Here is a 15328-nt window from a genome sequence, read left to right as displayed (position 1 = left end):
CGCGGTCACCGGGGCGTGGTCGGACCACCGCTCGGCGTCCTGACCTGGGGCCGTGGCTCACTGATCGCCAGAGCGAGTGGGACGCGATGGTGTGGGCCAAGGTGGACCGGGCGTTCCGGTCGGCCAAGGACTGCGCGGACGTGGCGCACTGGGCGGAGGAGAACCACAAGGTTCTGGTCTTCACCGACGATGGCATCACCCTCGATTACCGGGAGGGCCGCGAGTCGTCGTTCGGGAACGAGCTGGCTAAGACCTTCCTGATGCTGGCGTCGATCTTCGCGGAGATGGAGCTCAAGCGGATCAAGGCCCGCGTCACGGCCGCGCACAAGCACCTGCGCAAGACGGACCGCTGGGCCGGCGGGCAGCCGCCGTACGGGTACCGGATCGTCGACCGCCCCGGTGGCGGGCGAACGCTGGAGCCGGATCCGGTCGCGTCCGAGGCGGTCCGGTACATGGGCAAGCTGCTCCTGGAGGGGCAGAGCCAGTGGATGATCGCCATGGCCCTGGAGGTTGCCGGTTTCGACACGCCGTCGATGCACGCGTACAAGCACCAGGGCGAGTCGTACTCGAGCAAGCGCAAGACGCCGCCGTCGAACCACTGGAATCCCACCAGCGTGGGGAAGATCCTGCGCTCGCCGGCGACGATGGGCCTGAAGCTGACCGGCCGTTCCGTGAAGGCGCGCAAGATCGACTGCTGGCCCGGCTGCGGCAACGCCGTACGCACCGACACCCACGGACAGACCCTGCGGGACCGCGCCGACGAGATCGACCAACTCGCCACCAGCTCCCCGGAGCCGATCAGCAGACGCCTGCGGACCAACGCGCAGCGGCTCCGCGACATCGCCGACCACCACGACGCCACCTCCCAGCCCGCTGAGGCCCTGCCATGAACCAGCAGCACCAGGACGAACGCACCCGCATCCGCGCCGCCGTCGACCGCCTCCTGGGCGGTGAGGCCACCGCCTCCGACGGCAGCCTCACTGTCCTGGCCCTCGCCGTCGAAGCCGGCGTCACCCGCATGGCGATCATCAGACGCCACACCGACCTGAAGAACGAGTTCTACAGTCGCGTCCGCAACGAGACCGCACAGACCCCCGAGCCGGAGAAGCTCCTACGAGCGACCGTGGCCAAGCTGAAGACGACCATCACCGAGCAGCGGGCCGAGATCGAGGAACTCCGCCGCCAGGTCACCGGCCTCGCCCTGGCCGGTGCCGTCCTCACCGACCAGCTGCATGCCCCCCAGCAGAACCCGGCTGCCGACAACAACCTTCTGCCCTTCACCCGGCTCTGAGCACCCGGGCCTGTGTCACGGCCGCTCACCCAGCAGAGCCCTGGTCAAAAGCCTCTGCACAGGGCCGGTCGGTGCCCGCGTCGCGGGCGAGGTGGCGCGGGTGCCGGGAGGTCCGTGCCACGGGTTCGCCCGCCGATTCGCGGATGCCGGCCGGGGTGGAGGAGGGTGTTCGCAGGGCTACCGGCGGCGTCCGCGTGACCTGCGGCGGCCGGGGAGGACGGAGGCGGCGAGGAGGAGGGCGCCGACGGCGTAGGCCCAGGGGGCGGGCAGGGTGATGGCGAGGAGGAAGAAGACCGCGCCCAGGGCGGCGAGGGCCGCTTTGAGCAGGGCGGTGCGGGTGGGTGGGCGGTGTGCGGGTTCCACGGCGGTCCTTTTCCGTTCCTGCGGGTTGCGTGCCGGCCTTGGGGCGGGCCTCGTTCCGCCGCCCGGGACGGCCGGGGCGCCGGAACGAGGCCGGGTGGTGCCTGGGGTTTTGTGCCGGTGTGGTCAGCGGCGGCCGATGATCTTGGCGAAGGTGGAGAGGGAGATGGTTCCGGCTTTCTGCGCGGCGGTGCCGACGGCGCCCCAGCTGCCGATGGACTGTCCGTAGTTCGCGGTCAGGGCGGCGCCGGTGGCGCCGGTCTTCGCGTCGGCGAGGTCGGCGCCGGAGGCCATCTCGACGACGAGGGGGATCTGGGTGGAGAGGTTGACCGAGCCCTGGAGGACCTTCCCGGTGATCTGCCCGGCCTTCTCGGTGGCGCCGACGATCTTGGCGCCCTTGGTGCCGATGTAGTTGAACACCTTGCTCGCGTCGGAGGCCCCGGTGCCGCCGGTCTCGGAGAGGAAGGTGAGCCCGGCCCGGCGGACACCGACGCTGGCCTTGTGGCCGGCCTTGGCGCCGGCGCCGATCGTCTTGGTGATGGCCTTGCCCGCCTTGAGGCTCTTGGAGACCGCTCCGATGCCGGGCAGGGCGGCCAGCGCGTCGGCACCGAGCCCGGCGATGGTGGCGGCGTCCCAGTCGCCCTTGATCGCGGCGTCCACCGTGTGGGCGCCGAGGGCGGCGATCGCGGTGACGGCGGCGACCGGACCGGCGATCGGGGTGAGGATGGGGATGAGGGCCAGGACGCCGGCGACGGCGGAGACGATGCCGAGGATGTCACCGATGAGTCCCCAGGGGCCTGCGGATTCCTCGGCGGCCTTGCGGGCGGCCTCGGCCTTGAGCCATTCGAACTCCATGCCGCGGTTCTCGACCACCCGGGTGAACTCGCGGTCCGTGAGCAGGCACTGGAGCTGGTACTCGGCCTGGATCGCGATCGCGGTGTCGATCAGGTCGTAGAGACGCTGGTCCGTGATGTACTCGCGGGGGTAGCTGCCATCCGTCAACCTCCAGTAGACGCCCTCGTAGCTCTTCGCGCCCATGGCGAGGGACTTGTTCTCGCCCGCGTTGCGCGCGATCGCCGGATGCCGCCACGACAGCACCCCCTCCACCACACCCTCGAGACTTCCGTCGACATAGCGTGGGTCGAACGTGCCGCGCTTCACCTCCCCGAGCTTCCCGTCCTCCAGGGCGTCGCGCAGGATCTCCGCCGTCTCCAAGTCGTAGCCCAGGTCGCCGCGCTTGTAGCTGCTGTCCCGCTTCGGGGGGACGTAGCCGGGGAACGCGTCACTCGGGGCGTAGGCGGGGTCGTCGGACGTGGCGAAGTACAGCTCCAGGGCCTCGCACGTGCGCCGCGGAAGCTCGTCGACGAACTCCTGCGCCTGGCTCCGCAGGTCCTCGCTGGAGTCCAGGTAGGTGTCCCACTCCTGCCCGAGGCGGTAGAGGGCGTCGCGGATCTGGTTCTCCTGGAAGGTGAACATGCGCTTCAGCTGGTCGATCTTGTAGTGCTCGACGTCGGTCAGGGCCGCCGGATCCCAGCCCCAGATCCGCATCGACATGCCCGGATCCTTGCCGAAGATCTCCAGCTCCTTGTGGACCGCCCCCACGTACTTGTCGTGGTGCGGCATGAACCCCAGGCGGTCGACCTGACCGTTGTAGCTCCTCATGATGACTGCTCCCTGTCTCGGTTCAGGCCGCGGCGGCGTCGGGGAAGGTGATGGTGCGGCAGACCTCGGCGAGGACCTCCACGCACGCATCCCAGTGGTCCAGGTTCTCGGTGGCGATCGCGAAGTCCGCCATCGCGAGCCGCCCCGGGATCGGGACGAAGGTGTGCAGCTGGCGCACGATCGTGGGACCGCCGCCGTCGGTCAGGAGGTTGACCGGCTTCTCCACCTTCCGCTCCTCCGTCAGCAGCACCGCCGGACCGCTCTCCAGCACGACGACACCGACCTCGGCCTGCGGGTAGATCGCCCCATCGTCCGCGCCAGACGCTGCACCGTCCGCTCGTTCGACAGCTCCGCCGGCCGCGCGGTCACCGTCAGGATCGCCGACGACAGCTTCTCCTTCGGGTTCTCCTTCGTCGGCCCGTACAGCAGCGTCCCCGCGTACACCGCGCCGGCCGCCGACAACAGCTCGTACATCGTCTGCTGCGCGAGGACCGCGTGCGCGACCTCCTCGTCGGACGGCTTGGGGTCCACCATGTTCAGCCGCTCGATCAGCTTGTTCGTGTTCGCCTCCGCCGACACCTTGAAGTCGATGTCGGAGAAGGCCTCGGGCACCTCGAAACTCAACGGCAGGTCGATCGTGGCATCAGCCATCAGGACACCCCTTTACTCGGCAGCAACAACAAGGGCACAGCCCAGCCCCACCGGCCGCACCCCGCGCGCCATCCTGAGGACAGCCGCACCCGGCAACAAGATCGCAATCCGGCCACCAGCCACCGCCCACTCCCGCTCGAACAACTGCCCTCCCATCCCCGGGCACTGCGCGCACCCGGAACAGGCGGCAAGTCGTCCAAAACGCATGTCACTCGAAAGAGTGAGACCTGGTGGCCGCGCTCCTGCTCGGACGACACCCCCCCCGGCGACACCGACACGGTGACCGGCCTGCGGAACGCAGCGAGGGCGCGCTTCAGTGTCGGGCTGCCGCGCACGCCGACATGCTCAAAGCCGCCGTTGCAGAGGCGCACGACAGCGGAACCGGCAGCAGGAGCCGGGCACCACCAGCAGAGTGCACAGAAGAACTTGACAGGGAATTCGCCTGGAGCCCGGACCAGCGCTTCCGGCTCGCCGGCGGGCAGCTAGACCCGGGACCCTGGTGGCACATCGCCGCCTCTCGGGATCCGCTCGCCCGCCCCAGTGGCAGCTCGCTTTCTCCAAGCAGCCCCACCCGAGTTCGTCACGGCCGTGACCGAGCCGCTCGCCCGCGCCGGCTCACGCATCGACTGGACCGGTGAGGACCACCCCGCCCTCAAGCCCCCCACGGACCGGCGCGCCTTGATCCGAACGCTGCAGGACGCCGGCTGGCACAGCACCGTTGCTGCCCCTCTAAAAGGGTGATGACGCTGCGGCGCCTTCGCGCTGATCCTCGGCTTTAAGGGATTGCTACCCCTCCGAGGGGTGATGAGATCGGTACGTCGCGCGCTGACGGCCTGATCGTCACGTTGCTGCTCCTGCCCAGGGCAATGAGCCTGGCCGTGGCGAAACGTGAGATGTACACCGGCGAGTTGCTACCCCCCCTCCAACGGGCAATGAGACAGCGTGCTCCTACCTCCTGTAGCGGTGCGCGCAGACGTTGTTACCCCTCCGAGGGCGATGAGCCTCGACTTCCGCAGCACCTTCGACATCCTGGAGCACTCGTTGCTACCCCTCCGAGGGTGTGATGAGACGGGCGGGCAGCTCCACAAGGCCCGCATGCTGCAATGATTGTCACCCCTCCAAGAGGCGATGAGATTGCCACATGGTCGTGGTCCCCGGAGACGTCAAGGGGTTGTTACCCCTCCGAGGGGCGATGAGCAGCGTACGAGCGGCACCTGGCGGCCCAGGGGGACCAGTTGTTACCCCTCCCAGGGGCGATGAGGTTCACCGCCGCCGGGCGGCCCCTGCCGTCGTCTACCCGTTGTTGCCCCTCCCAGGGGCGATGAGGCTCCGTGGCTCACCGCCGAGACTCTGGCCGCGGTCAAGTTGCTACCCCTCCCAGGGGCGATGAGACGGTCCGGGAGTCGTGGTGCTCGCAGATCTCCGTCACGTTGCCACCCCTCCCGGGAGCGATGAGGCCCGAACGCCTCGCATGGGTTCTGTCCGATGTCGCATTGCTACCCCCCAGGGGCGATGAGGCTTCGTCGCCAACCTCATCCCCGTCCCGGCGCGCATGTCGCTACCCCTCCCAGGGGCGATGAGGCTGGAGGTACGGACAGCATGGCTGCACCACGCACCAGATTGTTACTCCTCCCAGGGGCGATGAGTCGTTGGCGAACGTCCACCCGATGACCACGCCCTCCGGGTTACTACCCCTCGCCAGAGGCGATGAGCGCGAGCGCCTTCGGGCCTCCCTCGCCCGCCACGGCCTGTTGCTACCCCTCTCCCAGGGGCGATTAGGCGTGGCTGGTGCCCTCTGACCAGAACCTCAAGGACGTGTTGCTACCCCTCCGGGGGCGATGATCCCTCCGAAATCGAAAAATGATGGCCAGTCGGATCATTTTGCTGTCCTCCGACGGGCAATGAGGCCCTGTGCCGCACGGTCATCTTCGTGCTGAGCTTCTTCTTGATGCCCCTCCGAGGGGCGACGAGTCGGTGCCGATCCACGCCACCCACATCCACGGCATCACCTTGCTACCCCTGCGGGGCGATGAGGACCAGCGCGTTGGCGAAGCGTCGGGTGCCCGCCAACACACTGCAGCCCCTCCCAGGGGGCGATGACGCATGAGGAGCAGCGCAGCAGGCCCGCCAAAGACTACGAGTTGCTACCCCTTCCAGAGGCGATGAGGCGGCCGTGATCGGCGTCCAGTGGACCCCGGTCAGCGCGTTGTTACCCCTCCCCGGGGCGATGAGGCAAGACGGCGTCAAGCGATCGCGCTGCACCGCCTGGGAGTTGCTACCCCTCCCAGGGACGATAAGGCATGCCTACCAGCCGGGTCTGATAACGGCGCCCGCGAGTTGTTACCCCTCCCAGGGGAGATGAGGCCCGCAAGGACGCCAAGGTGCGCCTGGTCCCGGTCACTACGTTGCTACCCCTCCCAGGGGTGATGAAGCGGCGCGGTCGGCTGTCACCCAGGCAAGTTCGCTGTGGTTGCTACCCCTTCCAGGGGCAATGAGGCTGACCCGGAGGCATACCGCCTCGCCATCGTCGCCAGGTTGTTACCCCTCCCAGGGGCGAAGAGGCATGGAGATGTACTGCAAGGGGTGCCGGCGGCCGTAGTTGCTACCCCTCCCCGGGGCGATGAGGCATCAGGCACCGAAGGCGAAGTCCGCATCACCCCCTTGTTGCTACCCCTCCCAGGGGCGATGAGGCGTGGTCGCCAGCCGCGCGCTCCGCGACGTCGTCATGTTGCTACCCCTCCCAGGGCCGATGAGGCTGGACGTCGAGGACGCCCTCGACGCCTACGTGCCCCTATTGCTACCCCTATCAGGGGCAGTGAGGCAGGCGTCACCTTGACCACGTACAGCGGGCAGTAGGAGTTGCTACCCCTCCCCAGGGGCGATGAGGACAGAGTCATCCGTCCGTCACCCCATCACCGCGGTGAGTTATTTCCCCTCCCGGGGCGATGAGGCATGGATGACCGCCGCCTACACTGCCGCGTGCGGCCAGTTGTTACCCCTCCCAGGGGAGATGAGGCGACCCGCGGCGTGGACGGGTGCTTCGCCTACTCGTAGTTGCTACCCTCCCAGGGCCGATGAGGCCAGCGCGCTGTCGAGGCTGTGGCTGCAGGTGGAGACGTTGCAACCCCTCCCAGGGGCGATGAGGCGTGGCTGGTGCCCTCGGGCCAGAACCTCAGGGACGTGTTGCTACCCCTCCAGGAGGCGGTGATCCCTCCGGGATCAAAAATGATGGCTATTCAGACTATCTTGCTATCCTCCGGTGGGCGATCAGGTCCTGTGCCGCACGGCCATCTTCGTGCTGACCTTGCTCTTGATGCCCCTCCGAGGGGCGATGAGGCGCAGGGCGGCCTGATCACCACCCGATTCCGCCACTAGTTGCTACCCCGCCCCGGGGCGATGAGGCGAAGATCGGTACCCGGGCTGGCTCCCCGGCCCGCCTGTTGCTACCCCTTCCAGGGGCGATGAGGCATCCCCGGCCGCCTACGCCCGCGTCGGCATCGTCTCGTTGCTACCCCTCCCAGGGACGATGAGGCCCGCCGCGTGAGCACCTGGCCGGACAAGACCATCCCGTTGCTACCCCCCAGGGGCGATGAGGCGCCGGATGCCTGCGGGCGGGTGGACTGGATGGTCGGGTTGTTACCCCTCCCAAGGGCGACGAGGCGGGGCCTTCCGACCACTGTGCGGTCAGCGTAGACCTGTTGCTACCCCTCCCAGGGGCGATGAGGTGTAGGAGAGGGGTGTGAGCAGCACCCCATACGGCTTGTTGCTACCCCTCGCAGGGGTGATGAGGCCGGCGCCGACTCCTATCACGTCGTCAGGTACTACGGGTTACTGCCCCTCCTCCCAGGGGCGATGAGACCTGACCGGCACCGAAGGCCGCTGGGCGGTCAACCGGTTGCTACCCCTCCGGGGGCAATGAGACGCGCGAGCGGCGGGCGCACGGTACGCCCACGTGCTGTTGCTACCTCTCCGGGGGGGGGAATGAGACGGGGGTGGTCGTCAAGCTGTACCGGCAGGCTGACCTGTTGCTACCCCTCCCAGGGGCGACGAGGCTGGGGCGCCCTGGACCGGATCCTCGACGAGGTTTAGTTGCTGCCCCTCCGAGGGGTGATGAGACGTGATCTGCTCGATGACCAGTACTACTACACTCCCGAGTTGCTACCCCTCCCAGGGGCGATGAGACGGCGGACCCGCGGGAGTTGGTCCAGGTCGGCGCCTAGTTGCTACCCCTCCCAGGGGCGATGAGGCGCTGATCGCCGCGAAGCGGGCTGACCAGATCGGCAGGTTGCTACCCCTCTTAGGGGCGATGAGGCGCTGCCGCCACGACTTTCGGCGTGAAGTCGGCGTTGTTATCCCTCCCAGGGGCGATGAGGGCGCAGTCGACGGGGCATGACCGGATCCCAGGTCGCGTTGCTACCCCTCCCCGGGGCGATGAGGCCCGATGGTAAAGCTGCAGGTCAGACGCCGGGTGTGACTGGCCAGTGAGTCAGGTTCTGCGGTAGGAGTCCGGTGATGCTGTTGGCCGCGTCGTGGCGCTGCGGTGGGCAGCTTGGCGTTGGTCTGGGTGGTCTTGTTCAACGGTAGGGCATCGAGTTCTGCCCGGGGTCGTGGGTGACTGTGCGCAATCTTGTGACGGCTGTCAGTGGTGCAGTTTAGGGTCCTGGACTGTGCGGCTGGTGGTTCGTCAGCTTGCTGGTTTGTCATGCCATTTGAGCGTTGGAGTGCGGGATGAGGGTGCGGCTGGCCGTGGTGACGGCGGCGGAGGAGGTGCCGTGGGGCAGCGTGCTTGCCCCTGGTCGGGGGGTGGTCTACGACGTGCTGGGGCGGGTGGCTCCCGATCTTGGGCGCCGGCTGCACGAGCACGGTGAGGGGCCCCACGGGATGGCGCCGTTCGGGCATGGTGCGCCGGTGTTCTCGTCCGCACGTCGGCGGCCGGGGCGGTATGCGGCTGGCGGGCGGGGGGCGGTCGAGTTCGGCAGCCCGGTGCCGGCCATCGTGGAGGCACTGGCGGCAGGGTTCGCGGAGCGTGAGTTGTTGGACTGGGGCGGGGTTGCCCTGCGCCTGACGGGCCTCGGCCTGGTGGAGCCGCCGGAGTTCGCGGATGGCCGGGCGGTGTTGCGGACGTCAACTCCGGTGGTGATGAAGGGCTCCGGATACGGCGCTGATGGGGTGCGCGGGCCGCGTCAGGCGTGGGTGCTGCCGACTGAGCTGGAGTGGGCGGGCTACTTCCAGGGGAACCTGCGGCGCAAGGCCGAGACCTTGGGCCTGGACGCCGGGGTCAGCCTGGAGTCCGTGTCCTGGGTGGGGCCGAAGAGGTCGTTCGCGGTGGGGCAGGGTGCCAAGCCTGGGGCCGCCGTCGAGGTGGAGCTGTCTGGAGCGCCGGAGACGCTGCGGGCCTTGTGGAGCTGGGGCCTGGGCCAGGCGAACTCGGCCGGGTTCGGCTGGGTGGCGGCATGACCGCGCCGGTTCGCGGTGACCTCGGCCAGGGCCGACTGGTGCTGACCGCGCACCCCTTGCAGCGGGTGGGGGCGTTCGCGCTCGCGGCCCTGGCCGGCGACGGCTCTCCGGAGGAGACCACCGAGGCCGAGTTCGAGGCGGCGCTGTCGCAGATGGCCCGGGACGCGCTGCGTGCAGCGCTCGGACGCGACAGCAAGGCACCGGGCGGTTTCTGGTTGAAGGTCAGTTACTCCTTCTTCCCCAACACCGCGATGAACCACCCCAGCAACGGCAAGCGCACCGATGCCGCGATCGCGGAGCGGGTGGAGCAGTGGCGGACTCTGCCCCCGCCGTCCGGCTGGCCGCCCACGGTGTGCTCGCTGTGCTCACGGCAGGCGGTCGGGTACTACGGGAAGAGCGACGTGCCGCTCGCCGAGAGCCAGTCTTACCGCAACACCACCCCGCGAGGCCACGACGGGATGGCCCTGTGCTGGCCGTGTCTGTGCAGCTTCTACGCGCTGCCCTACGGGGTGCGCCTGACCGGCGGCCCGTCCATCGCCCTGCACAGCTGGGACGACGACTTCCTCCAGCACGCCGTGGCCGAGCAGGTCGACCACAACCGGATGCTCGCTGCCACCGGTGACGGCAGCAAACGGCAGACCGGTGCGCAGGAGGTCGTGGCACTTGTCGCGCTGCGCACCCACCGCCGGCCGATGGGCGCTGCCGTCGACCTCGTGGTGTTCAACAACAACAACCGTGGCCAGGAGCTGGAGACCCACGCGCTGGAGCAGCCGCTGGCCGAGTGGCTGCGCCGCACCCAGCGGCTGGGTGATCGGCGTGCGGGTTTCGTGGAGCTGGTTCGCGCCCATGCCAGTACGTCGACGCCTGGGCTCGTGGCCTTGGCCCGCAACGTCTTCCGCTCGCCCGGCCGGATCGTGGCCGTCGGCCACGGTCGGCTGCTCGGCTGCCTGACCCGCACCGGGCGTGACCGATCCCGGGCCGAGGCCCTGGCCGTGCTGCTCAACTCCTTCGCGACCGAGGTAATGCTGATGACCGAGAAAGACCTGGCCGAGATCGCCAGGACCGCCCGCAACGTGGCCGCGCTGCTGAACACCGCCACCACCGGCGGCCAGTTGCGGAGCTTCCGCACGCTGCTTCGCGACCCGTCGAAGCTGCGCGGGTGGCTCACATCCCAGGGCGTGCAGTGGACCGTCAAGCCGCCCGCCGGAGCAGAGGGGCCGTTGGTGACCGAGCGGGGCTTCGAGCTGCTGTTCAGCCCGGTCTCGCAGAACCCGGCCTGGTTCCACCGGGACATGCTCCTGGTCGGTGTGCTGCAGGAGCTGAACTCGCTCGGCTGGAAGCCCGAGCAACCGGAGGAGGAGGGCGAGGAGGATCTCGATCCCCGCGACCTCGAAGCCCTGACGTTCGACACGGAGGATGAGCAGCAGTGACGTACCTGGTTGGCAAGATCGTTCTGGATGTTGTGGCGGGAGCCCCGAACAACGGCTTGGCGGAGGACAACAACGGCAAGGTCAAGCAGTTGCGGGTCGGGCGGGACGTCCACCCGTACGTGTCCGCGCAGGCGTTCCGCCGCTGGCTGCGCGACAGCCTGCCCGCGCAGGAGTCACGGTCGCCGGTAACCCGGAGCGGCGCCGGCGCCAAGCAGCAGGCTTACACCGCGGGCCGCCCCGATCTGCACCTGGACGACGACCTGTTCGGCTACATGGTCGCGGTGAAGAACGAGAGCTACGGCCGGGAGACGGTGCTGGCGACCGGCACGTTCGTGTCGGTCGTCCCGCAGCGGCCCACCAGCGACTTCGGCACCATGAGCCGGGACTTCCCGCCTGGCGAGCACCCGGTGATCCACTCCCACGAGCTCTACAGCGCCGTCCTGGCCGGGGACGTGCTCCTGGACCTTCCCCGTGTCGGCGTATTCGAGACGGACGGGACGGGGCTGCGCACCGCGCTGAGCCCGGCCGCCGCGGAGGAGGCCGTCAAGGCGGGTGCCGAGAAGACGGTGCTGCGCAGCGTCGGCGCGGTGCGGCTGCCCCTGGCAGAGCGTCGGCGGCGGGTGGACACCGTGCTGCGCACGCTCGCCTCGGTGCGCGGCGGCGCGAAGCAGGCCCTCCACTACGGCGACCGCGCCCCGGCGCTGGTGCTGCTCGCCTCGGTCAAGGGCGGGGTGAACCCGTTCACCCGGATCGTCGGCGCCGACGACGGCCGGCCTGTCTTCCAGGCCGATGTGCTGCGCGAGGAGATCGAGGCGTGGCGCGACGAGCTGGACGGTCCGGTGCTGGTCGGCTGGGCGCCCGGGTTCCTCGGAGACCAGCGTGAGAGGGCGGTCAAGGACCTCGCTGACCTCGTCGACAGCGGCGCCGTGGTCTTCGGGCACCCTCGGGTGATCCTCAACGGCCTGGCCGACCGGATCGGTGAGGGCGAGCACGACGCCTGGTTCGAGGACCCCGCGGCATGACGGCCGCCTCGGTCACGGCGCTGCGGGTGACTCTGACCGCGCCGGTGGTCTCCTTCCGCAACCACCTGTATGCCGGTGTGCAGGTCACTCATCCCTGTCCGCCGCCGTCCACCGTCGCCGGGATACTCGCGGCGGCGGCCGGCGGCTGGGACGCGGTCGACGTCGGCCTGCGGTTCGCCATGGCCTTCCACGCCGCCGGCGCCGGGGTCGACTTGGAGACCTACCACCCGCTGGATGCCACTGGGAAGGCCACCACCCCGGTCCCGCGTACCCGGGAGTTCCTCGCCGACGCCACCATGCGCATCTGGCTGCTGGACGATACCGAGTTATGGCGCGGCCGGTTGCGGAGGCCGGTGTGGCCGCTGCGGCTGGGCCGAAGCCAGGACCTCGTCGGAATCCGCCTCGACCACACCGTCCTCACCCCGGCCGAGGGGGAGCAGCGCGGCGCCGTCGTCCCCGCCTTCCCCAATGCTCAGGGCACGCTGCTGCGACTGCCGACCGCAGTGGCCCCGGGGCGGGAGCGGACCGTCTGGGGCGACTACCGGCACGACGCCACCAGCCGCAGCAGCACCATCGTGCCCGGCAGCTGGTCGGATGCCGACGGCCAGGCCGTTCTGCTGCTGCCGCCCGTCCACCCCGGCGCTCACTTCACCACCGCCGTCAGCCCGGCCTGACCCAGCAAGGAAGAAGGAGACGACCTTGGGCACGAGCGCCGATCCCTTGCGGACGCTGCTGGCCAAGAGCGCCCGCGGTGCCGTGCCGCCCGAAGAACTGACGGTGCATCTGGAGACCACATTGACGGCGGGGGTCGAGCTCGCCCGGCGGGTCGGCCGGATCGAGGCCGCAGAGCGTGTGCTGGACGGCCGGTTCTGGCTGGCCGCCCAGCTGAGCGGGCTGTACCACGACGGCGGCAAGCTCCCCGACGGCTGCCAGCAGATGCTCCTCGGCCGAGTCCGCTCCTGGGGCGAGAGGCACGAGGTCGTCTCCCTCGGATTCCTCCCCATCCTCGTACCGGACGAGCAACTGTGCGGCTGGGTGGCGGCCGGCGTCGCCACCCACCACCGCGCACTGACCGGAAGCAACGGCCGCGATCTGCGCTTCCTCTACCACGGCCTGACGCCGGAAGATCTCGCGAAGCGGATCGGCCCGATCGACGAGAACGCGGTGACGGCGCTGCTCGGCTGGCTGCACACCACCGCGACCGCGGCCATGCTCCCCACCACCCCGGAGACCAGCTCGCTGAGCAGTACCGACCTCATCGACGCGGCGCACCGCACCCTCACCGAGCTGCTCCACCGCTGGGACCGGCGGGTGACTCCCGACGTCGGCCTGGCCGCCGTCCTGCTCCAAGGGGCAGTAACGGTCGCCGACCACCTCTCCTCCGCCCACGGCTCCGTCCACACCACCCAGCCCTTCGACCACCGCTTCCGGCCCGCCCTTGAAGAGCAGATGGCCGCCAAGGGCCGGGCGCTGCGCGAGCACCAGGTCCGCGCGGCCGGGACCAGCGGCCACCTGCTCCTGCGGGCGCCCACCGGCAGCGGGAAGACCGAGGCCGTGCTGCTGTGGGCGGCCCGCCAGGTCACGGAGCTCACCCAGCACTCGGGCGGCGTGCCCAGGGTCTTCTTCACCCTGCCCTACCTCGCCTCCATCAACGCGATGGCCGACCGCTTCGCCGACCTCCTCGGCAACCCGGACCTGGTCGGCGTCGCTCACTCCCGTGCCGCCTCCTACCACTTGGCCGCCGCCATCCACTCCACCGACAGCCCCGACAGCGAGGAGCAGGAGGAGACCGGGCCCTGCCAACAGAGCGAAGCCACCAAGGCCCTCGCCAGGGCAGCGGCCACACGGCTGTTCCGCGAGAGCGTGCGGGTGGGCACGCCCTACCAGCTACTCCGCGCCGCCCTCGCGGGCCCGGCCCATGCCGGCCTGCTCGTGGACGCCGCGAACTCGGTATTCATCCTCGACGAGCTGCACGCCTACGACTCCCGCCGCCTCGGCTACATCCTCGCCACGGCCCGGCTGTGGGAACGTCTGGGCGGGCGGATCGCCGTCGTCTCCGCCACCCTGCCCGACGTCCTCGCCGACCTCTTCAAGGACACGCTCGCCCAGGCACCCGCTCTGGTGGACACCCCCGATCTCGGCCTGCCGCCCCGCCACCGCCTTCAGGTCCGCCGCCACCACCTCACCGACCCAGCTACCACCCACGAGATCCGCGCTCGGCTCGACCGCGGTCAGAGCGTCCTGGTCGTCGCCAACAACGTCGCGCACGCCCTGGCCCTGTTCAGCGAACTCGCCCCGCACTGCGGGGCCCTCCACGGCGACGACAGCGCCTTCCTCCTGCACTCCCGCTTCACCCGCCAAGACCGCAGCCGTATCGAGCAGAACATCCGAAACCGATTCGCCAGCGCAGCAGCCCACCGCCTCCCCGGGCTGCTGGTTGCCACCCAGGTCGTCGAGGTCAGCCTCGACCTCGACCTCGACGTGCTGTTCACCGCAGCCGCTCCGCTGGAAGCCCTACTCCAGCGATTCGGCCGCATCAACCGCCTCGGCGCCTACGACCCGGCCGACGTCATCGTCCACACACCGGCCTGGAAGCGCCGACGCAACCAGCCCGGCGAGTACGCCGACGGCATCTACCCCCGCGAACCGGTCGAGGCCGGCTGGCACCGCCTTCTCGAACACCAGCACCGCATCGTCAGCGAAGCTGACGCAACCGGCTGGCTCAACACCATCTACACCACCGACTGGGGCCGGCGCTGGCACGACGAAGTCACCAACCACCGCGACGCCTTCGACAACGCCTTCCTCACCTTCCGCCGGCCCTTCGCCGACCGCACCGACCTCGCACAGACCTTCGACGAACTCTTCGACGGCACCGAAGCCATCCTCGAACGACACCGTGCCGCCTACACCGATGCACTCACCCAGGGCACCACCGCAGAGGGACGACTCGCCGCTGACCAGTACCTCATCCCCATGCCTGCCTGGGCCGCCCCACTCACCCGCTACGAGAAGGCCCTCAACGTCCGCATCCTTGACGCCGACTACGACCCCGACCTTGGCCTCCTCGCCATCCGAGGCCCCAACCAACACGCCTACCAAACCGGCCAGGTCGTGTGACGACCGCCAGTAGCATCAGGGCTGCACTGCAGCGCACTCAACATCCCGCAGCAGGGGCAACAACACCATTCGCCTAGCGGTCTTGAAAAGCAGTGCCGCTTCCTCATCGCCCCTGAAGGGGTACCAACTACCAATCCCACGGGTCGAATTAGAAGGTCCCCCCAGGGGACCGTCCTGGCACTGCTACGCCGACTTCGTGCGCGAGCGCTCGCTCATCACCGCGCTGCCGGCGACCGCGCCTGAGAGCCTTCCCCCTCGTTGACCGCGACGAGCGCCCCCACCCGGGTGCGATGCGGAACTGCCGCCCTCCGATCCGTCCCCCACGGATCCAGGTC

Annotated in this window: 11 protein-coding genes and 1 pseudogene; 8 read left to right on the top strand and 4 right to left on the bottom strand. The window is 69.5% G+C overall.

What is annotated here, in order from left to right:
* Positions 1-29: 29 nt before the first annotated feature.
* The 3 genes and pseudogenes from VM95_RS45045 to VM95_RS00980 all read left to right on the top strand — a co-directional run.
* Positions 30-338 (top strand): annotated as a pseudogene (locus VM95_RS45045) (recombinase family protein); the annotation flags it as partial.
* A complete protein-coding gene (locus VM95_RS38430; RefSeq protein WP_279616809.1) occupies positions 333-890 on the top strand; it encodes a recombinase family protein in 558 nt (185 codons plus the stop codon). The pseudogene VM95_RS45045 and the gene VM95_RS38430, both read left to right, overlap by 6 nt.
* On the top strand, positions 887-1291 hold the full coding sequence (locus VM95_RS00980) for a hypothetical protein (protein WP_045691972.1): 405 nt from the start codon (positions 887-889) through the stop codon (positions 1289-1291). Before VM95_RS38430 ends, VM95_RS00980 begins: the two co-directional genes overlap by 4 nt.
* 177 nt (positions 1292-1468) lie before the next feature.
* On the opposite strand, the gene VM95_RS00975 is transcribed toward VM95_RS00980, so the two are convergent.
* The 4 genes from VM95_RS00975 to VM95_RS00960 all read right to left on the bottom strand — a co-directional run bounded on the left by VM95_RS00975 (position 1469) and on the right by VM95_RS00960 (position 3964).
* Positions 1469-1654 (bottom strand): hypothetical protein, encoded by a 186-nt coding sequence (locus VM95_RS00975; RefSeq protein ID WP_045691971.1) that lies wholly within the window; start codon positions 1652-1654, stop codon positions 1469-1471.
* A 123-nt stretch (positions 1655-1777) separates the two neighbouring features.
* Positions 1778-3313, bottom strand: coding sequence for a hypothetical protein (locus VM95_RS00970; protein WP_045691970.1), 1536 nt, complete (start codon positions 3311-3313; stop codon positions 1778-1780).
* Between the two features lie 22 nt (positions 3314-3335).
* The gene (locus tag VM95_RS00965; protein WP_157881965.1) at positions 3336-3584 is read right to left on the bottom strand and encodes a hypothetical protein; all 249 of its coding nucleotides are present in this window, start codon (positions 3582-3584) and stop codon (positions 3336-3338) included.
* Complete coding sequence (locus VM95_RS00960) at positions 3554-3964, bottom strand: hypothetical protein (protein WP_045691968.1); 411 nt, start codon at positions 3962-3964, stop codon at positions 3554-3556. Before VM95_RS00960 ends, VM95_RS00965 begins: the two co-directional genes overlap by 31 nt.
* Positions 3965-8692: 4728 nt before the next feature.
* On the opposite strand from VM95_RS00960, the gene VM95_RS00955 reads away from it, so the two are divergent.
* From VM95_RS00955 to cas3, 5 genes are read left to right on the top strand one after another with little or no spacing between them, the layout of a single operon-like run.
* Positions 8693-9421, top strand: coding sequence for a CRISPR-associated endoribonuclease Cas6 (locus VM95_RS00955; RefSeq protein ID WP_045691967.1), 729 nt, complete (start codon positions 8693-8695; stop codon positions 9419-9421).
* Positions 9422-9459: 38 nt separating this feature from the next.
* The gene (locus VM95_RS00950; RefSeq protein WP_157881964.1) at positions 9460-10851 is read left to right on the top strand and encodes a hypothetical protein; all 1392 of its coding nucleotides are present in this window, start codon (positions 9460-9462) and stop codon (positions 10849-10851) included.
* Complete coding sequence (cas7i, locus tag VM95_RS00945; RefSeq protein ID WP_045691965.1) at positions 10848-11873, top strand: type I-B CRISPR-associated protein Cas7/Cst2/DevR; 1026 nt, start codon at positions 10848-10850, stop codon at positions 11871-11873. The genes VM95_RS00950 and cas7i overlap by 4 nt, the downstream gene beginning before the upstream one ends.
* Entirely contained in the window at positions 11870-12547 is a 678-nt protein-coding gene (cas5, locus tag VM95_RS00940) for a CRISPR-associated protein Cas5 (RefSeq protein ID WP_045691964.1), read from the top strand. The genes cas7i and cas5 overlap by 4 nt, the downstream gene beginning before the upstream one ends.
* A gap of 25 nt (positions 12548-12572) precedes the next feature.
* Positions 12573-14993 (top strand): CRISPR-associated helicase Cas3', encoded by a 2421-nt coding sequence (gene cas3, locus VM95_RS00935; RefSeq protein ID WP_208615379.1) that lies wholly within the window; start codon positions 12573-12575, stop codon positions 14991-14993.
* The last annotated feature ends 335 nt before the right edge of the window (positions 14994-15328 follow it).

Source organism: Streptomyces rubellomurinus (assembly GCF_000961885.1).
In the GTDB taxonomy this organism is placed as follows: domain Bacteria; phylum Actinomycetota; class Actinomycetes; order Streptomycetales; family Streptomycetaceae; genus Kitasatospora; species Kitasatospora rubellomurina.
Note: the sequence above shows the minus strand (reverse complement) of the source record. Positions and strands in the feature narration are given on the sequence as shown.